15 protein-coding genes and 1 pseudogene are annotated in these 19401 nt (G+C 71.8%); 3 read left to right on the top strand and 13 right to left on the bottom strand.

Annotated features, from left to right (window positions below; translation table 11 throughout):
* Nucleotides 1–18: 18 nt before the first annotated feature.
* The 4 genes from ACFWWR_RS03535 to ACFWWR_RS03520 are packed head-to-tail and all read right to left on the bottom strand — an operon-like array spanning nt 19 to nt 4763.
* A complete protein-coding gene (locus tag ACFWWR_RS03535) occupies nt 19–660 on the bottom strand; it encodes an ATP/GTP-binding protein (RefSeq protein WP_383857317.1) in 642 nt (213 codons plus the stop codon).
* A complete protein-coding gene (locus tag ACFWWR_RS03530; RefSeq protein WP_383857314.1) occupies nt 647–1093 on the bottom strand; it encodes a DUF742 domain-containing protein in 447 nt (148 codons plus the stop codon). The genes ACFWWR_RS03535 and ACFWWR_RS03530 overlap by 14 nt, the downstream gene beginning before the upstream one ends.
* A gap of 35 nt (nt 1094–1128) precedes the next feature.
* On the bottom strand, nt 1129–1605 hold the full coding sequence (locus ACFWWR_RS03525) for a roadblock/LC7 domain-containing protein (protein WP_053752455.1): 477 nt from the start codon (nt 1603–1605) through the stop codon (nt 1129–1131).
* Nucleotides 1602–4763: an ATP-binding protein gene (locus ACFWWR_RS03520; RefSeq protein ID WP_384301728.1), complete on the bottom strand. Its 3162-nt coding sequence runs from the start codon at nt 4761–4763 to the stop codon at nt 1602–1604. The genes ACFWWR_RS03525 and ACFWWR_RS03520 overlap by 4 nt, the downstream gene beginning before the upstream one ends.
* Nucleotides 4764–5145: 382 nt before the next feature.
* Here ACFWWR_RS03520 and ACFWWR_RS03515 point away from each other — a divergent pair, with 382 nt between their 5' ends.
* Nucleotides 5146–6102: an ABC transporter substrate-binding protein gene (locus tag ACFWWR_RS03515; protein WP_383857308.1), complete on the top strand. Its 957-nt coding sequence runs from the start codon at nt 5146–5148 to the stop codon at nt 6100–6102.
* Between the two features lie 330 nt (nt 6103–6432).
* Here ACFWWR_RS03515 and ACFWWR_RS03510 read toward each other — a convergent pair whose 3' ends face one another.
* From ACFWWR_RS03510 to ACFWWR_RS03490, 5 genes and pseudogenes are all read right to left on the bottom strand, one after another.
* Entirely contained in the window at nt 6433–7347 is a 915-nt protein-coding gene (locus tag ACFWWR_RS03510) for an ROK family protein (protein ID WP_383857775.1), read from the bottom strand.
* A 5-nt stretch (nt 7348–7352) separates the two neighbouring features.
* Nucleotides 7353–8993 carry a dipeptide ABC transporter ATP-binding protein gene (locus ACFWWR_RS03505; protein WP_384301724.1) on the bottom strand — a complete coding sequence of 547 codons (1641 nt, stop codon included), beginning with the start codon at nt 8991–8993 and terminating at the stop codon, nt 7353–7355.
* Nucleotides 8990–9805 (bottom strand): annotated as a pseudogene (locus ACFWWR_RS03500) (ABC transporter permease); the annotation flags it as partial. The pseudogene ACFWWR_RS03500 and the gene ACFWWR_RS03505, both read right to left, overlap by 4 nt.
* Before the next feature lie 101 nt (nt 9806–9906).
* The gene (locus ACFWWR_RS03495; RefSeq protein ID WP_383857303.1) at nt 9907–10866 is read right to left on the bottom strand and encodes an ABC transporter permease; all 960 of its coding nucleotides are present in this window, start codon (nt 10864–10866) and stop codon (nt 9907–9909) included.
* Nucleotides 10867–10872: 6 nt separating this feature from the next.
* Complete coding sequence (locus ACFWWR_RS03490) at nt 10873–12630, bottom strand: peptide ABC transporter substrate-binding protein (RefSeq protein ID WP_384301721.1); 1758 nt, start codon at nt 12628–12630, stop codon at nt 10873–10875.
* Between the two features lie 174 nt (nt 12631–12804).
* Here ACFWWR_RS03490 and ACFWWR_RS03485 point away from each other — a divergent pair, with 174 nt between their 5' ends.
* A complete protein-coding gene (locus tag ACFWWR_RS03485; RefSeq protein ID WP_384301717.1) occupies nt 12805–14040 on the top strand; it encodes an ROK family protein in 1236 nt (411 codons plus the stop codon).
* 47 nt (nt 14041–14087) lie between these two features.
* On the top strand, nt 14088–15596 hold the full coding sequence (locus tag ACFWWR_RS03480) for a M81 family metallopeptidase (protein WP_384301714.1): 1509 nt from the start codon (nt 14088–14090) through the stop codon (nt 15594–15596).
* Here the strand turns inward: ACFWWR_RS03480 and ACFWWR_RS03475 are convergent.
* The 4 genes from ACFWWR_RS03475 to ACFWWR_RS03460 are packed head-to-tail and all read right to left on the bottom strand — an operon-like array spanning nt 15577 to nt 19396.
* Nucleotides 15577–16197 (bottom strand): ATP/GTP-binding protein, encoded by a 621-nt coding sequence (locus ACFWWR_RS03475; RefSeq protein ID WP_383857291.1) that lies wholly within the window; start codon nt 16195–16197, stop codon nt 15577–15579. The two genes, ACFWWR_RS03480 and ACFWWR_RS03475, sit on opposite strands and share 20 nt — an antisense overlap.
* Nucleotides 16184–16546 carry a DUF742 domain-containing protein gene (locus tag ACFWWR_RS03470; protein ID WP_383857290.1) on the bottom strand — a complete coding sequence of 121 codons (363 nt, stop codon included), beginning with the start codon at nt 16544–16546 and terminating at the stop codon, nt 16184–16186. Before ACFWWR_RS03470 ends, ACFWWR_RS03475 begins: the two co-directional genes overlap by 14 nt.
* A gap of 1 nt (nt 16547) precedes the next feature.
* Nucleotides 16548–16979, bottom strand: a complete 432-nt coding sequence (locus ACFWWR_RS03465) for a roadblock/LC7 domain-containing protein (RefSeq protein WP_383857288.1) — start codon at nt 16977–16979, stop codon at nt 16548–16550.
* Between the two features lie 11 nt (nt 16980–16990).
* On the bottom strand, nt 16991–19396 hold the full coding sequence (locus ACFWWR_RS03460; RefSeq protein ID WP_383857285.1) for a nitrate- and nitrite sensing domain-containing protein: 2406 nt from the start codon (nt 19394–19396) through the stop codon (nt 16991–16993).
* Nucleotides 19397–19401 lie beyond the last annotated feature (5 nt).

Here is a 19401-nt window from a genome sequence, read left to right as displayed (position 1 = left end):
CCCGGGCCCTGTCACGTGTCAGCCCTCGGAGCGCGCCAGGGCCTGTTCCAGTACGACGAGCAGGGCGTCGCGCACCGAGCCGCGCTCGCGGGCGTCGAACACCACGACCGGGGTGCGGTCGTTGACGTCGAGCGCCCAGCGGACCTCGTCCAGCGTGTGCTCGACCTTGCCGTCGAAGGCGTTGACGGCCACCGCGAACGGGATCTGCTTGTGCTCGAAGTAGTCGACGGCCGCGTAGCAGTCGTCGAGGCGGCGGGTGTCCACGATGACGAGCCCGCCGACCGCGCCCTCGACGAGGTCGTCCCACATGAACCCGAACCGCTCCTGGCCGGGCGTACCGAACAGGTACAGCTTCAGGGTCGGGTCGATGGTGATGCAGCCGAAGTCCATCGCGACCGTGGTGGTGGTCTTGCGCGGGGTGTGGCTGAGGTCGTCCACGCCCGCCGCGACCTCGGTGATCGCGGCCTCGGTGGTCAGCGGCGCGATCTCGGAGATCGAGCCGACGGCGGTGGTCTTGCCCACCCCGAAGCCGCCCGCGATCACCATCTTGACCGGCAGCGGCGGTCTGACGGCCGCGGCCTGGTCGGCCGTGGTGGGGGTCTCCCCAGGTCGAGCGGAGCCGAGCCGCTGGGGGAGGGTCGCCGGTTCAGTCGGTGTCACGGAGAACCCCTCGGGAGTCGGGGATGGCCCGGAGGCCATCGATAACCCTGCGCAGGACGGATGCGTCGTGGGTGACGCCGGAATCGGGCACGTGCACGGTCAGCTGCCCCGCCGAGCGCAGGTCCTCGGAGAGGATCCGGACCACGTTCAGGTGCAGCCGCAGCCGGGCCGCGATCTCCGCGATGGACTGCGGGCGGCGGCAGGCGGCGACGATGTCGTGCTGTTCGAAGGAGAGCCGGTCGAGCTCGGCGAGGCCCTCGGCGGTGGCCACCACCTGGGTCTCGACGGGCATCGTCCTGCCGTTGGCGCTGGGTGCCACCCGGCCGGCGGTGACCAGGAACGGCCGTACGGCGGCGACGGGGCCGACCGGGTCGGGGCCCGGTGGCGTGCTCCCGTCCTCGCCGGCACTGCTGGGAGTGCGGCCGTCCGCCATGCGTCGTTCTTCCTCCTCGGCCGGGCGGCGCCCGGTCAGCGCTTCGACGCGGCGCCGACGCTGTTCTTCAGTTCGAGCACCAGCTGGGGACTGAGCGCGCTGCCCGCACGGTTGGCGAACAGTGTCATCTCGTAGGCGATGTTGCCGAGTTTGGCCTCCTTGTCGGTGACGACGCCGAGGACGGCGCCGCTGCCGACCGCGGAGACCAGCACGTGGCCGCCCTCCAGGTCGATGATGACCTTGTTGAGGCCGCCCAGGCCGTAGTTGCCGGAGGCACCGGCGGCCAGGCTCGTGATGCCGGAGACGATCGCCGCGAGGCGCTCGGAGTCGGCGTGCTCACGCAGCTCGGACACGGCGATGAGCAGGCCGTCGGAGGACACGGCGATGGCGTCCACGACGCCCGCCGTCTCCGTCGCGAAACGATTCAAAAGCCACGTGAAGTCGGCTGCGGCGGCCTGAAGTTCGGCCGGCGTGGTGCCTCCCGTCGGAGTGTCACCTGTCGACGTGCTCACTGCTCCGCTCCTTCCGGGGAGTGGTGGTGATGGTGTGGGGGGTTGGGTGGGGTCGCTGGGTAGGGGGTGGTGGCGGCGTCGTTTCCGCTGTCGCGGTGGGCGCGTTCCACGGCCGCCTCGAACTCCTCGAGCGCGTCACGGACGGCGTCCGCGTCGGCGGCCCGGGGCGCGGCCCGGCGGGCGGTCTGCTGGTCGGGGTCGGCTCCGAAGGTCGTGCGGAGGGTGGCGCCACGGACACGGCGTCGCAGGGGGCGGGCGCCGGGGCCGTCGTCGGAGGCGGGCCCGGCGGCGGGCGTCGGTGCCGCGGCCGTGGCGACCGCCTCGCCGGTGCGGGCCCTCGGGATGAAGGGGGCATCCGCGGACTGGGAGTCGTCGGGGGCCTCACCCTTCGGGTCGGGGACGGACGACTCGCCGACGAGGCCGGCCGAGTCGTGGTCCGGGGCGGGGAGGGTCGGCGTGCCGTCGGGGCCGGGGGCGGTTGACCTGCCGTTCGGCTCGGTGGCCACGGAGGTGTCTGCCGAGTCGTGGTCCGGGGCGGGGAGGGTCGGCGTGCCGTCGGGGCCGGGGGCGGTTGACCTGCCGTTCGGCTCGGTGGCCACGGAGGTGTCTCCCGAAGCGTGGTCCGGGGCGGGAATGGCCGACGTCCCGTCGGGGCCGGAAGCGGCCGACGTACCGTTCGGCTCCGTGGCCACCGAGGTGTCCGCCGGTGCGGGGTCGCGCCGGGGCACTCTGCGGGGGAGCGGGGCGGGCACGTCGTCGACCGGGTTTGTGCCGCCCGGGAAAGCGCTGCGGGCGGCGCGTACGGGCTGGTCCGCCGCGGAGCCCGCGCCCACCCCCGTTTCGGCGGAGCCCGCAAGACCGGCGGCGGCGACCGACGCCGCCCCTGCCGCCGAAATCCGACCGGGACCCGAGCCCGAACCCGACCCCGCCTCCGACCTCGAGCCGGAGCTTGCGGCCGCACCCGAGCCCGCGGGCCGACTCGTACCCGAGCTTGAGCCCGCGGCCGGACCCGTACCCGGGCCCGCACCCGAACCGGAGCCCGCGGCCACACCCGCACCCGCACCCCAGCCCGTACCCGCACCCGCCGCCGCGCCTGAAGTCGAAACCGAACCCGCAGCCAACTCCACAGCGGTACCCGAAGCCAACGCCCGCCTCGCGCTCCCCGCCGCACCGCCGGAGGCACCCGTACCGGCGGAGGCCCCCGTGGTCACCGCCGGCGGACTCATCGTCAGCAGCAGGGACGACGGAATGACCACCTCGGCGGTCACGCCACCCCCCGGCGTGCGGGACAGGGTCACGCCCACCTCCCAGCGGCGCGCCAGCGTGCCCACCACGAACAGGCCGAGCACCTTCGTCGGGACGAGGTCGAGGCGTTCGCGGCGGATGAGGCGGGCGTTCTCCTCGTCGAGCCGCTCGGCGCTCATGCCGAGGCCGTGGTCGGAGACGACGACCAGCGCGCCCTCGGCGCTGTCGCGGACGGTCACCTCGACGGGACTGCCGGTGGGAGAGAACGACACGGCGTTCTCCACGAGTTCGGCCACCATCAGGGTGAGGTCGCCGATGATGTCGGGCTCCACCATGGCCTCGGTCGCGGCGTGCAGGTGCACCCGCCGGAAGCCCTCGATCTGACCGAGCGCGGCCCGTACGACGTTGGTCAGCGCGAGCGGTCCGGAGTCGAGGACGGTCTCGCGGATACCGGCGAGGAGCATCAGGCTGTCGGCGTTTCGGCGCAGGCGGACCGCGATGTGGTCGATGCTGTAGAGCCGCTCGAGGAGGGCGGGGTCGGTCTCGCCCCGCTCCACGGCGTCGATCAGCGCCAGCTGCCGGGTGGTCAGGTTGCTGACGCGGCGGCCGACGTTGCCGAACATCTCGGCGACGTTGCGCCGGCTGAGCACCTGGCGTTCCAGCAGCGCGGCCGCGGTGGTCTGTACATGGTTGAAGGCGTCGGCGAGGTCGCCGATCTCGTCCTTCGCGGTGACCGGGATCTCACGCAGCCGGATCGGTCCGTCGTCCTCGGTGTCCTCGTCGGCGACGCGGGCGAGTTCGCGGCCGGCGACGTCGGCGACCTCGCGGGCCGCACCGGTGAGTGCCTGCACCGGCCGTACCACCGAGCGGCGCACCAGCACCGCGAAGGTGATCCACACGGCGAACAGGAACAGGGCGAGGCCCAGCAGGAGGACCGCCCGCCAGGCGGCCTCGCTGGAGGCGGCGTCGGCACGGTCGGCGATCTGGTCGATCAGGGACGCGGTGATCTTCAGCCGGGTCTCGGCCTGCAGCCGGTAGTCGCGGTAGGAGCCGAGCGCCTCGGTGAAGGCCTCGCGGATCTGCGTGGGCGTATCGGCCTGGAGGTTGCCGGGGTCGATCTGCAGCTCGGCGTAGTGCCGGCCGATCGTCGCCTGCGAGGAGTTGTGCTCGATCCCGCCCAGCTCGTTCGCCTGGGCCTCGGTCGCGAACCGGGCGAAGCGGTCGGCCTGGTGGTTGTACTCGTTCTCGAAGCCGACCGCTCCGATGAACTCGATCTGGGCGTTGCTGTCGCCGGTGCGAGCGGAGAAGACGGCCGTCTCGAAGGCGCTGTGGGCGGCGTCGGCGCGCAGCAGGGAGTCCAGCAGGTTGCCGGTGAAGGTGCCGGCGAGGGCCGTGTCGTGGTCCAGGCCGAGGCCGTCGATCAGGCCCGTGGAGGCGTTGGTGTAGGCCGGGTCGATGTTGTCGGCGGGCAGATAGGCCTGCTCGACGGTGTCGCGCAGGCTGGTCAGGCCGTTGATCTCCCGCAGCGCCTGGGCCTCGGTGTCCGGCAGCCGGTCGCCGAAGGTGTCGCGCACCTTCTCCACCTGGGAGTCGACCGCGGCCTGCGCCTTGCGGTAGTCGGCGGTGGAGGGGCGGGCCCCCGCGGGCGCGGCCTCGTACCGCACGGACAGCAGGATGGCCTGCTGGTGCTCCGTCTCCACCCGGTCCACCAACTCGGCGACCTGCGTGCTGTCCCGGACGAGTTCGGCCGCGGAGTTCGCCGCGCGTGCCTGGTCCACCTGGTCGACGATGAGGTAGGCGAGCAGTGCGGCGACCACGGCCAGCGGCACGCCGACGAGAAGGTTGAGCTTGCGGCGGAACGGCCAGCGGTCGGCGAATCCCCGAACGCCACCCCGGGGCTCGTTCGTGGACACCAGGCCTCCTTCGTGACCGATTGCGATCGCTTGTGGACCGGTGCGCCAGAAGCGCCAACGTCGGTGTGAACGCCCCGGTCAAGGTGCGGAACAACCCCTGTGCGGCCCCCGCACGCCATGGTGACCGGCGCCAACTTCCGCGAGACTACAGCCTCTTCGGACACCGGTTCGTGCCACCCTGAGTCAAGAATCCATTACGACCCGCTCCGCTTCGGTAGCTTCGGTGCCGACCTGTTCATACCGTGTTCACAATGGGCAACGCATCGAAGCCAATTGGTGACCATGCTGCACTTGACTGACCAAGAACCGGCTGGATTGGATCAGCGCAAGGGCTTGCGAGCAACCATCTCCGAGCATCCATCCAGAGTCCGGAACGGGAATCGTGACTTCTACCACCGCACACAGCAGGTCCTTCAGGACACATCCCGGCGTGGCCGCCGTCGCGCTCGCCGCCGCCACGGCCCTGCTCGCGGGATGCTCCTCCTCCGACGACACGTCGGACCCGCTCGCCGGGGACAAGGCGGACGGCGGCACCGTCGTCGTCGGCTCCAACAACTTCGCCGAGAGCATCCTGCTCGCCGACATCTACGGCGAGGCCCTGAAGGCCAAGGGCGTCAAGGTCACCTACAAGCCCAACATAGGCAGCCGCGAGACCACCTACGGTCTGCTGAAGAACGGCTCCATCACGGTCCTGCCGGAGTACAACGGCTCGCTGCTTGCCTACCTGGACCCGAAGGCGGAGCAGAAGACGGCGGAGTCGGTGAACGCGGCCGCGAAGGCCAAGCTCGACTCGAAGCTGACCCTGCTGGACTCGGCACCCGCCGAGGACAAGGACTCCGTCAGCATCAACGCGGCGACGGCGAAGAAGTACAGCCTGACCGCCCAGTCCACCCTCGCGGACCTCAAGGACATCGCTCCGGACCTGGTCATCGGAGGCTCGCCCGAGTTCCAGACCCGGCAGCAGGGCCTGCTCGGCCTGAAGTCCGCGTACGGTCTGGAGTTCAAGTCGTTCAAGGCGCTCGACGCGGGCGGCCCGCTGACCCAGGCGGCGCTGACGAAGAACACCGTGCAGGCCGCGGACATCTTCACCACGGACCCGACCATCACCAAGGAGAAGTTCGTCGTCCTGCAGGACCCGAAGAACCTCTTCGGCTTCGCGAACGTGACTCCGCTGGTCTACAAGTCCGGGCTCTCCCAGGAGGGCGTGGCCGCCCTCAACGAGGTCTCGGCCAAGCTGGACACCAAGGCGCTCCTCGACATGGACTCCCAGGTGCAGCTGGAGAACAAGGACCCGCTCGACGTCGCCCAGGCCTGGCTGAAGTCGGTCGGCCTCAACTGACGCCACCCCTCTTCGCCCGGACGTTCCGTCGAGGACGGCGCGGTGCCCTCCGTGGGGGAGGGCGCCCGCACCGGTCTGTCAGACCGGTGGCCCGGCGGCGGGGGTGGGTCGCGCGGCCCGGCGCTGACGGGGTGCCGCTGCGCCCACCCGTGCCGCCCCAGCGGCACGACTGCCCGCAGCTACGTGTGGCGGTGGTGCGCACGCCTGCTGTCGGTCGTTCGCGGCTACGTGTGGCGGTGGTGCGCACGCCTGCTGTCGGTCGTTCGCGGCTACGTGTGGCGGTGGTGCGCACGCCTGCTGTCGGCCGTCCGCGGCTACGCGTGGCGGCCGTTAGGCGAGCCCGGTTTGTCGGGTTTCCGCCAGCGCCCGTGCCGCCGCCCCGATCACGACGGCGTCCCCGCCGAGCAGTGCGGGCAGCACCCGCAGCGGACGCCCGCTGACCGGGGGTTCGGCGGCGAGCCTGCGCGCCACGGCCGGTTCGACGAGCGGCCACGCCCCGGTGACGCCCCCGCCGATCACGAAGGTCGTGACGTCCAGGAGGCCCGCCGTGACCAGGAGCGCCCGGGCCACCGCGGCCCCCGCGCCCTGGTAGACGGCGAGCGCGTCCAGGTCGCCCTCGACCGCGGCCTCGGCGACCGCGCGGGCGGTGACGGTCCGCCCGGTGCGCTCGCCGTACCGGGCGGCGATCGAGCGGCCGGACGCCAGGGTCTCCAGGTGGCCCCGGCCGCCGCACGTGCACGGCAGGTCGCCGAAGCCCGGGACGTGCCCGATCTCGCCCGCCGCCCCGTGCGGGCCGTCGTACAGCGCCCCGTCCAGCCACAGCGCCCCGCCCACCCCGGTGCCCAGCGTCATCCCGAGCACGTGCGGTTCGCCGGCGACCGCACCGGCCGCCGCCTCGCCGCGCAGGAACGCGTTGACGTCGTTGTCCAGGAACGCGGGCACGCCCAGCGCCTCCTCGACGGCCGCCGTGACCGCGAACCCGGCCCAGCCCCGGAAGGAGTCGCTCGCCACGAGGACCCGCCCGGCCCGCGCGTCCACCACTCCCGCCGCGCCGACCCCGGCACCGAGCAGCCGTCCGGGCGTGCGGCCGAGCAGCAGTCGTACGCCGTCCAGCGCGGCGCCGACCATCGCGGCCCCGCCCTCGGCCGCCGGGGTGGGCAGCTCCAGGCGGTCGACGACGTTCAGGTCCTCGCCGCACAGGGCGACCTGGGTCGTGGTGCCGCCGATGTCGACGCCCGCGAACACGCATGTCACGCGCCGGCCTCCGTCCGGCCCGCCGCGCGCCGAGGCCGTTGCGCCACCGGGTCGGGCACGGGCACGGCGGCGATGAGCCGGCGCGTGTACTCCGTCTCCGGACGCAGCAGCGTGGACATGGTCGGCCCCTGTTCCTCGATACGCCCCGCCCGCATGACGACGACCCGCTGCGCGAACTCCTGCACCACCGCCAGGTCGTGCGAGACGAACAGGCAGGCGAACCCCAGCTCCCGCTGCAGTTCGGCGATCACCTCCAGGACCGTCCGCTGCACGCTCACGTCGAGCGCGCTCGTCGGCTCGTCCGCCACCAGCAGCCGCGGCCGCAGCACCAGCGCCCGCGCGAGACTCACCCGCTGCCGCTGACCCCCGGACAGCTCACGGGGCCCCCGCCGCGCCAACTCCCTTGGCAGTCGTACGAGTTCGAGCACCTCCGCGGTCCGCTCCCGCCGTTCGGCCGCCGACATGCCCCGCCGGTGCATCCGCAACGGCTCGGCGACACACTCCGCCACACTCATCCGCGCGTCCAGCGACGCGACCGGGTCCTGGAGCACCACCCCGACACCGGCCAGCAGGGCCCGGCGCGCCCGGCCCCGGGCCCCGGTCAGGTCGGTGCCGAAGAGGGACACCGAGCCGTCGTCCGGCGGAACCAGTCCCAGCGCGACCCGGGCCGCCGTCGACTTGCCGGACCCGGACTCGCCCACGAGCCCGACCGTCTCGCCGGGTTGGACGTCGAGCGACACGCCCTCAAGGGCTCGTACGGCTCGGCGACCCCGCCCGAACCGCACGGAGACGTCGCGGAGTCGGACCACCGCGGGTTCCTCGGGGGGCCCTGACGGGGGAGGGCCCTCGCCGCTGAGCATCAGGCGCGGCACGGCCGCCAACAGCCGCCGCGTGTACTCGTGCGTCGGCCGCAGCAGCACCTCCTCCACCGGCCCCGTCTCCACGACCTCGCCCCGCAGCATCACGGCCACCCGGTCGGCGAAGTCGGCGACCACGCCCATGTTGTGCGTGACCAGCAGCACGCCGGTACCCGAGCCGACCGCCAGCTCCCGCAGCAGGTCCAGGATGTCCGCCTGCACGGTGACGTCGAGCGCGGTCGTCGGCTCGTCCGCGATCAGCAGGCTCGGCGAGTTCGCGATCGCCATGGCGATGACCACCCGCTGCCGCTGCCCGCCCGACAGCTGGAACGGGAACGCGGACGCCCGCCGCTCCGGTTCGGGAATGCCGACCCGGCGCAGCAGCTCGACCGCCTCACGGGCGGCTTGTGTGCGGGAGACAGGACGGTGATTGCGTACGACTTCCGCTATCTGTCTGCCGATCCGGGTCAGCGGATCCAGTGCGGTGGCCGGTTCCTGGAACACCATCGACGCGGTCCGCCCGCGCAACCGGGCCAGCTCCGCCTCGCCGGCCGCCACCACGTCCGTGCCGTCGACCGTCACCCGCCCCGACGCCCGCGCGTTGCCCGGCAGCAGCCCCATCGAGGCGAGGGCCACGGTGGACTTGCCGGACCCGGACTCGCCGACCAGGGCCAGCGTCTCGCCGGGCCGGACGTGCAGGGAGACCTCCCGTACGGCGGGCACGTCACCCGTGTCCGTCGAGAACGTGACCCCGAGGTTCTCCATCTCCAGGATGTTCATCCGCGTCCCCTCACGTCGAAGGCGTCCCGCAGCCCGTCGCCGATCGCGTTGAACGCGCACACGACGAGGATGATCGCGAGGCCCGGTGGCACGATCAGCCACCAGCGCCCGGAGTACGCGGCCGTCAGACCGGCCGACAGCATGCCGCCCCAGTCCGTCGACGGCGGCTGTACGCCCAGGCCGAGATACGACACGTACGCGACGAGCAGGATCGCGTCGGCGACCTGGAAGGTGGCCGCGACCACGATCGTCGACACCGAGTTCGGCAGGATGTGCCGGACGATCGCCCGGCCGTGGGTGCCGCCGGTGGCACGCAGGGTCAGTACGTAGTCCCGGTTCTTGAGCGTGAGCGTCTCCGCCCGCACCAGCCGGGACGGCACCAGCCACGACACCAGGCCGAGGATGACGACCAGCCCGAGCGGTCCGGGCGAGGTGATCGCGGAGACCACCAGAAGGATGAACAGCGCCGGGATCGCGATCCCGGCGTCCACCACCCGCATCATCACCGCGTCCACCCAGCCGCCCGCGTAGCCCGCGACCGCGCCCCACAGGGTGCCGATGACGGTCGCGAGCAGCCCGGCGGCCAGCCCGACGAGGAGCGAGATCTTCCCGCCGTACATGAGCCGCCCGAGCTCGTCGTGCCCCACGGCGTCGGTACCGAGCCAGTGCGCCATGCCGGGCGGAAGGTTGACCTGGGTGAGGTCGGTGTGGGTCTGGTCGGTGGAGTACAGGAGCGGGCCCAGGAAGCAGAACAGCAGGAAGAGGACGACGACAAAGAGTCCGGCCACCGCCAGTTTGTTGCGCGCGAAGCGCCCACCCAGGGGCGCGGGGCGGTGTCGATCTGCGGCTCCGCCGCGGGGCGCGCCCAGCCCCCACCGGCCCGCACTCCGAACACGGCCTTCTCGCAAGGCACTCACGCCCGGCCCTCCTTCACACGCGGATCGACAACCCGCTGCACGACATCCGCGAGCAACGTGCCCACGACCGTCGCGACGGAGATGACGAGGACACAGCCGAGCAGCACCGGATAGTCGGAGGACTGCGCGGCGGACCAGAACAGCAGCCCCATCCCCGGGTAGTTGAAGAGCTGCTCGACGACCAGAGCCCCGCCGAAGAGCACGGGCACGTAGTAGCCGAGCATCGCCACGACCGGGGTCAGGGAGTTGCGGAAGACGTGCCGGAAGAGGATCGCACCCTGCCGCGAGCCGCCGGCCCGCGCGGTGCGGACGTAGTCCTCGGAGAGGTTCTCCAGGGTCGCGGCCCGCATGTACCGGCTGAAGACGGCCACCATGGACGCGGCCCCCGTGACGACCGGCAGCACCAGCGCCGCCGGATCCGCGAACACCTGCGCCAGGGTGTCCCCTTGGGGTGCCTGGGAGGGGAACCAGCGCAGCGTCTGGGTGAAGAGCAGCACCAGGACCAGGCCCAGGAAGTACACGGGCGTCGAGTACGCCACGAAGCTCAGCGTGGTGATGACGTAGTCGGCCGGCTTGTTGCGGCGCACCGCCTGCCACATGCCGAGCGGGACCGCCAGCAGCAGGCCGGTCAGCGCGGACAGCACGGTCAGCACCAGCGTCTTCGGCAGGCGTTGCTCTATGAGCCGCAGGACCGCCTCGTTGAGCGTGTACGACGTGCCGAGGTCGCCGTGCACGAGGGTGTTCAGGTAGTGGACGTACTGGACGGGCAGTGGACGGTCCAGGCCCTGGTCGTGGTTGAACGCGGCGATCTGCTCGGCTGTCGCCTGCGGGCCGAGGATCCCGCGTGCGGGACCCCCGGGCAGCGCGTGCAGCAGGCAGAAGACCACGATCGTGACGATCAGGATGACGGCCAGGGCCTGGAGGATCCGCCGGGTGAGGTAGAGAAGCGTGTCCATGGGGGGTCAGCTGGTCCACTTCCACTGGGCGGGGTGGAAGTTGGCGAGGGAGTCCTGGGAGAAGCCGCCGAGGCCGTTCCTGACCACCGAGATCTGGTAGACGGGCTCCGGCAGCCAGATCACCGGCAGGTCCTTCGCGAGGGCCGCGCTGTAGCCCTGGATCGCCTGAGTCGAACTCGACGTGGTGGACGCGGAGATGAGCTTGTCGACCTCGGGGTTGGAGTAACCGCCGAAGTTGGAGCCGCCCTTGGACTGGAACAGCGAGTCGCCGGTCGGGAAGGCGCTGAAGTACCAGCTGCCCGCCGTACCGAAGAAGGACAGCTGCCACTTGCAGACCGACTGGCCGGAGGTGCACGGCGGGGTCTGCGACAGCACCGAGTTCACGGGCGCGGTCTTGATGGAGAACTTGACGCCGGTCTTCGCGAGCGAGGACTGGATCGCGCTCATCATGTTGTCCGTGACCGTCGACCCGGACTGCGACAGCACCTGCATCGCGAACCTGGTGCCCTTGGCGACGCCGTCACCGCATCGGGACGCGCCGCTGCCGGGGCTGGTGCAGGTCATCACCCCGCCCTGCTCGGTCCAGCCGTGGTCGGTCAGCAGCTGCCGCGCCGCCGATGTCGAGAACGGATACGGATTGCTCTTCTGCGCGGACGACACGAAGTCCGACGCCTGCCCCTGTGGGATCGGCCCGTAGCCGGGCACCGCCGTGCCGTTGAAGACGACCTTCGCCAACGTGGTCTGGTCGATCGACCGCTGCACCGCCTGCCGGGCGTACAGCTGCTTGAACACCGCTCCCATCGCCGGGTTCTCGAAGTTGTACGGCATGTAGGTGATCGCCCAGCCCGACCACGGCTTCACGGTGTAGCCCTGCGCGGTGAAGTTGTCCTTCTGGTCGAGGTCGGTCGCCTCGATGTAGCCGTAGTCGACGCTGCCCGAACGCAGCGCGTTCTTCTCGGCGTCAGCCGTGGTGAACGGCAGCAGGTTCACGGTGGGGATGGCCGGCTTCTCGCCGCCGTCATACTTCTTGTTGGCGGTGAGCACCACCTTGCCGGCGGTCGAGAAGGACTTGACCGCGTAGGGGCCGCTGATGGTCTTCCACAGGGCGTTCTTCTCGTACCCGGCGATGTTCTTCGCGGCGTTGTTGAGAGAGGTCCACACCTGCTTGGCGTCGCCGCCCTTGTCCCACACGTGCTGCGGCAGTGGCGTGATCTGGCTCAGCTCGTTCGCCAGCATCCACTGCGGGTTGTACGGCCTGTCGAAGGTGATCGTGAAGTGCCGGTCGTCCTCGGTCTTGAAGGACGTCCAGTTGTCCGGGGCCTTGCCCGGGTTGTAACCCGCCCACTGCGCCTTGTTCGCCTTGATGAGGTCGAACCAGAACCGCACGTCACGGGAGGTGATCGGCTTCCCGTCGCTCCAGTGCCGGTCGCCGAGGGTGATGCGGACGCTTGTGCCGTCGGCGGCGAAGTCGGCGGCCGTGGCGACCGAACCGGCCTTGTTCCAGGCGATCTTGCCGGTCGAGCCGTCGTACGCGACGAGCGGCTCCCACAGCGTGTTCGCGATGGAGATGTTGTTGGTGTTCAGGTGGGCCGCCGTGCCGATCGGCAGGATCCAGTTCGGCGTGAAGTTCGCGGGCAGCGCGTAGGCGATCGAGTCGTGCGACGCCGACGACGAACCGCTCGCCCCGGAGCAGCCCGCGAGCAGCGACGTGCCCGTCAGAAGGGCGGCGGCGCCGGCGACGAGTCTCGTGCGAGCAGGGGACATGACTCTCCTCGGGGGAACAGAAGCGGGGGTGCAGCCAGTGAACGACCCCTGTGGTGGAAGAAACAGGCGTGCCGCTGTAAAAAGCCTGTTTCTGCTGTTCTGGAAAAACAGGGGAGAGGTTCTCGTTGGCCTACGCTCGGGCCCCTGGCGCCGATGACGGGAGTTACTTCGTCCATGACGGAAAAAAGTGCGCCGCGCCGAAAAAGCGTCGTGGGCGTCCCTTCGCTGACCGAGCGCGTCCTCGAACTCCTCGCCTCCGGGCAGGCGAACACGCGCACCGAACTCGCCACGCTGCTCGGCGCCGCGCCGTCGACGGTGTCGTTCGCGGTGGGCCGGCTGATGTCCCACGGGCTGGTCGCGGAGGAGGGCACGCTGTCCTCGACCGGCGGACGGCCGCGCAAGGTGCTGCGGCTCGGCGGCAGCGACGGATACGCGGTGGCGGCCGAACTCGGCGGCAGCCACGCCCACGTGGGCGTCGTCCATCCCGGCGGCGGCCTCACCGACGTCTGCACCGTGCCGTTCCCGACGGCCGACGGCCCCGAGGCGGCGCTGCCCGGACTGGCCGACACCCTCGACGGCCTCGCCGCCCGGCACGGCCGGGGACTGCTGCGCGGCGTCGGCCTCAGCCTGCCCGGCCCGGTCGACGTCGACTCCGGCGTGGTCACCCTGCCCTCCCGGATGCCCGGCTGGAACCGCTTCCCCGTACGGACCTGGCTGGAGGACCGCTTCGGTGTCCCGGCGGCCGTCGAGAACGACGCCAACTGCATGGCCGTCGGCGAACACACCGTCCAGCCCCCCGAACGCCGCCAGTCGATCATGGTGAAGTCCGGTACGGCGATCGGCGCGGGCGTCATCGCCGACGGCCGCCTCTACCGGGGCGGCACCGGCGCCGCCGGCGAGATCACCCACGTCCGCGTCCAGGCCGCCCACGACACGCCCTGCTCCTGCGGCAACACCGGCTGCCTGGAGACCGTCGCCTCCGGCGCCGCCCTCGTGCGGATCCTGCGCGAGCGCGGGCTCGACGTGGCCTCCACCGAGGACGTCGTACGGCTCGCCCGCGACGCCGAGCCCGAGGCGACCCGCGCGATCCGCCAGGCCGGCCGCTACCTCGGTCAGGTGCTCGCCGCGAACGTCAACTTCTTCAACCCCGACGCCGTGTACCTCGGCGGCATCCTCTCCACGCTGGAACCCTTCGTCGCCGCCGTCCGCAGCCGGCTCTACGAGGACTGCCATCCCCTCGTCACCGAGCACCTGGTCATCGAGCGGGCCGGCCTCGGCGCCGACGCCGGCCTGGTGGGCGCGGGGCAGTTCGCGCTGCAGCGGGCCATGGCGCACGCGCTGGAGGCGGTCACCGGCCCGCACCTTTCACCTGCCGGCAATCACTCCTCACCTGTCGGCAACCACTCCTGAGCCACGGGCCGTCACGCTGGACCTTCCACCCGACGTATGGAGCCCTCATGCCGCAAGCCCGTCCCGTCATCGCCGTCGCCGGACTCGGCATCGAGTCCTCGACCTTCTCCCCGGCCCGCACCGGGGCCCCCGCCTTCCACCCGCGGCGCGGCGCGGACGTCCTGACCAGCTACCCCTTCCTCGCCCCCGGACAGCCCCTGCGGGCCGCCGCCGACTGGCGCGGCGCCCTGGTCGGCAAGGCCCTGCCCGGCGGCACGGTGACGTCCACCGCGTACGCGGAACTGGCCGCCGAACTCCTCAACAGCCTGAGCGAGCTGGGGCCGATCGACGGCCTCTGGTACGACATCCACGGCGCGATGACGGTGGAAGGCCTGGACGACGCCGAGGCGCAACTTCTTCATCGCATCCGGGAAGTGGTCGGCCCGCGCGTCCTGGTGTCCACCTCCATGGACCTGCACGGCAACGTCTCCCGCGACCTCGTCCACCAGAGCGACCTGATCACCTGCTACCGCATGGCCCCGCATGAGGACGCCATGGACACCAAGGAACGCGCTGCCCGCAACCTCGTGGACCTGCTCGCGAGCGGCGCGCCCCGCCCGGCCAAGGCCTGGATCCCGGTGCCGGTGCTGCTGGCCGGCGAGCAGACCTCGACCCGGACGGAACCCGCGAAGAGCGTGTACGCGGCCGTGGACGAGGTGGAGGCGGCCGACGGCGTGACGGACGCGGCGATCTGGGTCGGCTACGCCTGGGCGGACGAACCGCGCAACCGGGCCGCGGTGGTCGTCACGGGGCCCTCGCCGGATGCCGTCACCGCCGGTGCGGAGCAACTGGCCGCCGGTTTCTGGAAGGCCCGCCACTCCTTCGACTTCGTCGCGCCGACGGCCACGCTGGACGAGTGCCTGGACGCCGCCCTCGCCTCCACCGCCCGCCCCTACTTCGTCAGCGACACCGGCGACAACCCGACGGCGGGCGGCGCCGGGGACGTCACGTGGGGACTCCGGCAGGTCCTGGAACGGCCGGAGTTCAAGGACCCGACGGGCCCCACGGTCCTCTACGCCTCGCTGCCGGGCCCCCGCGCCGTCGACACGGCGGTGACGGCCGGCGTCGGCGCGAGGGTCACGGTCACCGCGGGCGCCGAGGTCGACGACCGCCACGCCGGGCCGCTCACCCTCACCGGCGAGGTCCACTCGGTCCGCCACGGCGACCGGGACGCGGACACCGAGGTCGTGCTGCGGGTCGGCGGCGTGCACGTGATCCTGACCCGGCTGCGCAAGCCGTACCACCACGAACACGACTTCACGGACCTGGACCTGGACCCCAGGACGGCCGACATCGTGATCGTGAAGATCGGCTATCTGGAGCCCGAACTGTTCGCCATGGCCGCCGACTGGAAGATGGCGCTCACGCCGGGCGGCGTCGACCAGGAGCTGAGCCGACTCGGCCACCGCCGCCTCCGCCGGCCCCTGTTCCCCTTCGACCCCGAGATGCCCGACCCCGACCTCACGGCCCGGCTGATCGCACCTTCGAACAAGCCCCTCACCGGCCCGGACGAGTGAGCTGAGCGCCGCCGCCCGCCTCGGCGATCAGCCGGTCCAGCAGGGCGATCAGCAGGTCCCGGCTCGACTCGCGTTCACGCGCGTCGCACAGCAGCACCGGGACGTGCTCCGGCAGCGCCAGGGACTCCCGGATCTCCTCGGGCGGGTACGGATGCTTCCCGTGGAAGCCGTTGACACCGACGACGAACGGGATGCCGCGCCGCTCGAAGAAGTCCACGGCGGCGAAGCTCGACTCCGGTCTGCGCACGTCGATCAGGACCACGGCGCCCAGCGCGCCGACGGCCAGGTCGTTCCACATGAACCAGAACCGCTGCTGGCCGGGGGTGCCGAAGAGATACAGCACCAGCCGGTCGTTGATGGTGATCCGGCCGAAGTCCAGGGCCACCGTCGTGGCCGCCTTCTGCTCGATTCCGGCGAGGTCGTCGACGCCGAGGCCCGCCACGGTCAGCGGTTCCTCGGTGCGCAGCGGAACGATCTCGCTGACCGAACCGACCATGGTGGTCTTGCCGACGCCGAACCCTCCGGCGATCAGTATCTTGACGGTGTCGGGTGCGACGGGCGCCTCGGGTGCCGCCCGGGCGGCGGGATCAGAGCCGGCCAAGGCCGTCCCTCACTTTCTGCAGCAGGTCCAGGTCCAGTTCCGGGGTACGGGAGACGGGGTGCGGCGGATGGGCGGTGATCAGGCCGGCCTCCAGCAGATCGCAGAGCATGATGACGACCACGCTCACCGGGAGGTCCAAACGGGCGGCGAGTTCCGCCACGGCGAGCGGCCGCTCGCACCGGCGCAGGATCCGCGCCTGCTCGGGCTGCGGCCGGGGGGCCCGCTCCGGTGGCGGGTCCACCGCGGTCACCGTCGTGATGAGGGTGAAGTCGGCGCGGCTTGGCCGGGTCCGGCCGCCGGTCAGGGCGAAGGGCCGTACCAGCCGGCCCGCCGCGTCGCTTCCGCTCACCTCACTCGCCGGCGGCGGTCGCTGGGCCCACATGCGCCCGCGGTGCCGCGCTGAGGTGCTCGCCGATCTTCTTCACCAGCATGTTCATCTGGTACGCCACCACACCGACGTCCGCCTTCGGGCCGGTCAGTACGACGAGGTGGGCGCCCGGGCCGGCCGAGGTCAGTATCAAGTAGCTGTTGGCCATCTCGATGAGCGCCTGGCGCACCGGGCCGCCCCGGAAGTCCATGCTGACGCCCTTGCTGAGGCTCATCAGGCCGGACGCGGTCGCCGCCAGCCGTTCGGCGTCGTCGCGCACGAATCCGGTGGACCTGCTGACGACCAGTCCGTCCTCGGAGAGCACCACGGCGTGGTTCACGTCGGCGACCCGCTCCACGAGTCCGGTGAGCAGCTGGTCCAGCGCGTTGTCGGTCGCGGGGGTGGGGCGTGTCATGGCGGTGTCCTTCATGAGCGGTCGGTGTGGGGAGTCGGGGTGACGGCCGGCGCGTCCTCGCCGTCCGGCGCCTGCTGGCCGTGCGGCGTCAGCTCGTCGTGTGGCGTCTGCTCGTCGTGCGGCGTCTGCCCATCGTGCGGCGCCTGCCCATCGTGCGGCTTCTGCTCGTCGTCGCCCCTGGCCCGGAGCGTTCCGCTCTGGAAACAGGCGAGCGAGGAGGCGGCTCGCTCCGCGGTGAAGTCGTCGAGGTCGTCCTCGACGTCGGGCGCGGAGTCCTCGCGGAGTTCGTCGGCCAGGTTGGTCTGCGGCACCCGGCGGGGCAGCGGGGCGAGTCCGTCGGGCCGGGAGGCTCGAGGAGCGGCGGGCGCGGGCGCGGTCCGTGCGGCCAGGAGGGGCCGGGCCGTCCGGGCCGGGGACCCGACCTGCACCAGCTCGGCGTCCGGTACGGCCATCGCGTCCGCCACCACGTCCGGACCCGCGTCGGCATCCTCCCGCACCACGATGTCGTGCGGGATCAGCACGATCGCCGTGGTCCCGCCGTACGGCGAGGAACGCAGCGTGACGGCGATGCCGTGCCGGTGGGCGAGCCGGGAGATCACGAACATGCCGAGCCTCAGGTCGTCGGCCAGGGCCACCACGTCGAACTTCGACGGCCCCGCCAACTGGGCGTTGAGCGAGGCGTAGTCGTCCTCGGACATGCCCAGCCCCCGGTCCTCGACCTCGACGACCAGACCCTTCGCCACCAACGCGGCCCGCACCCCGACGGGGCTGGGCGCGGGGGAGTACACGGTGGCGTTGTCGATGAGCTCGGCCAGCAGATGGATCACGTCCGCCACCGCGGGCGGAGCAAGGCTCACCTCCTCGTCGGTGTGCACCTCCACCCGCCGGTACTCGGCGACCTCGCCGACCGCGCTGCGCAGGATGTCGACCAGCGCGACCGGTTCGGTCCAGCTGCGCCGCGGCTGCTCACCGCTGATGATGACGAGGTTCTCCTCGTAGCGGCGCAACTGGCTCGCCATGGAGTCCAGTTCGTACAGCCCCTTGAGGACGTCGGGGTCCTGGTGCTCGCGTTCCAGCGCGTCCAACTGGCTGAGCTGGAGATTGACCAGGTTCTGGCTCTGCCGGGCGATGCCCAGGATCACCTTCTGGAAGCCGCGCCGGGTGTCGGCGAGTTCGACGGCGGTCACCACCGCGGTGCGCTGCGCGGTGTTGAAGGCCTGCGCCACCTGGCCGAGTTCGTCCGAGCCGTAGTCCAGCGGGGGCGCCGCCAGATCCACGTCGACCGTCTCGCCCCTGTCCAGCCGGCGGACCACGTCGGGCAGCCGGTCCTCGGCCAGGCCGAGCGTGGCCCGCCTGAGGCCGCGCAGCCGCCGGGACAGTGAGCGGGTGATCCGCCACGACATGCCGGCGCACAGCAGCAGCGCGACCAGCCCGCCCGCGCTGAGGGAGGCGGCCGTCAGGAGCAGGTCGTCGGCCTTGTCGGAGCTGCGGGCGAGCAGCCCGGACGTCTGCTGCCGGATCAGGACGCCGTACTCGTCGGAGACCTTCGTCAGCGCGGTGGTCCACTGCTTGCGCACGTCAGAGGGCAGGCCGACCCTGCGGGAGTCGCCGGTCGGCCGGGCCGCGAGCACCTTGTCCTCGACGGTCTCCAGGGTCTGCCACTCCGGGCTCCGCAGGATCCGCTCGGTCTGCGCCTTCGCGCTGCCGCGCAACGAGGGGATGATCTGGTCCTCGACGATCCAGCGGCGCGTTGCCACCGCCTCGGCGAACTCCGTCCAGTTCTTCTCCTCGAGGTGGCCGGCCGGCCAGGCCAGGGTGAGCAGCGCGTCCTCCTGGGAGACCAGCTCCGCCGCGTGCTCCAGCGAGACGAGCGGACCGGCCTGCGAGGTGAGGTCGCCGTCGTCGACCTGGGAGAGCTCCTGGAAGGCGTGGATCTGGTCGTCGATGATCGAGGTGTACTGGCCCAGCGCCTGCTCGGCGGTGATGTCACTCGGGTCGTCGATCTGACCCCGGTAGTACTCGAGGCTGCCCACCGACCCGACGACCGAGTACAGCCGGTCCGCGATACGGGCCGGAGCCCGCTGGATCTGGTCCGAGTGGCCGACGAGCCTCGCGACCGCCGCGTCCGTCTCCTTGCGCGCCCGCTCCAACGCGGCCCGGGCGCCGGGCTGCGAGGCCAGCCAGGCGGCCGACACGCCGCGCTCCTGTTGCAGCGCGAGCGTGGCGTCGGTGCCCATGGCACCGGTCGACCTGCTCAGGTCGGTCTGCGAGCGCAGCCGCAGACCCTCCGAGAACGTCTGCGTCGTCGTCAGAGCCCACATGGCGGCGAGGGTGATGCTCGGGACCAGGGCGAGAAGGATGAGGGAGAGACGTATGGAACCGAGGCGGCGGCGTCGGGCACCTGTCCGTCTAGACATGGCCG

The organism is Streptomyces sp. NPDC058678 (assembly GCF_042714835.1).
GTDB lineage: Bacteria > Actinomycetota > Actinomycetes > Streptomycetales > Streptomycetaceae > Streptomyces.
This window is presented reverse-complemented; position numbering and strand designations above follow the sequence as displayed.

Coding starts and splice junctions, on each gene's coding strand:
- ACFWWR_RS03460 (WP_383857285.1), bottom strand. CDS start 19,396: ATGTCTAGACGGACAGGTGCCCGACGCCGCCGCCTCGGTTCCATACGT.
- ACFWWR_RS03505 (WP_384301724.1), bottom strand. CDS start 8,993: ATGAACATCCTGGAGATGGAGAACCTCGGGGTCACGTTCTCGACGGAC.
- ACFWWR_RS03485 (WP_384301717.1), top strand. CDS start 12,805: ATGACGGAAAAAAGTGCGCCGCGCCGAAAAAGCGTCGTGGGCGTCCCT.
- ACFWWR_RS03480 (WP_384301714.1), top strand. CDS start 14,088: ATGCCGCAAGCCCGTCCCGTCATCGCCGTCGCCGGACTCGGCATCGAG.
- ACFWWR_RS03490 (WP_384301721.1), bottom strand. CDS start 12,630: ATGTCCCCTGCTCGCACGAGACTCGTCGCCGGCGCCGCCGCCCTTCTG.
- ACFWWR_RS03495 (WP_383857303.1), bottom strand. CDS start 10,866: ATGGACACGCTTCTCTACCTCACCCGGCGGATCCTCCAGGCCCTGGCC.
- ACFWWR_RS03530 (WP_383857314.1), bottom strand. CDS start 1,093: ATGGCGGACGGCCGCACTCCCAGCAGTGCCGGCGAGGACGGGAGCACG.
- ACFWWR_RS03465 (WP_383857288.1), bottom strand. CDS start 16,979: ATGACACGCCCCACCCCCGCGACCGACAACGCGCTGGACCAGCTGCTC.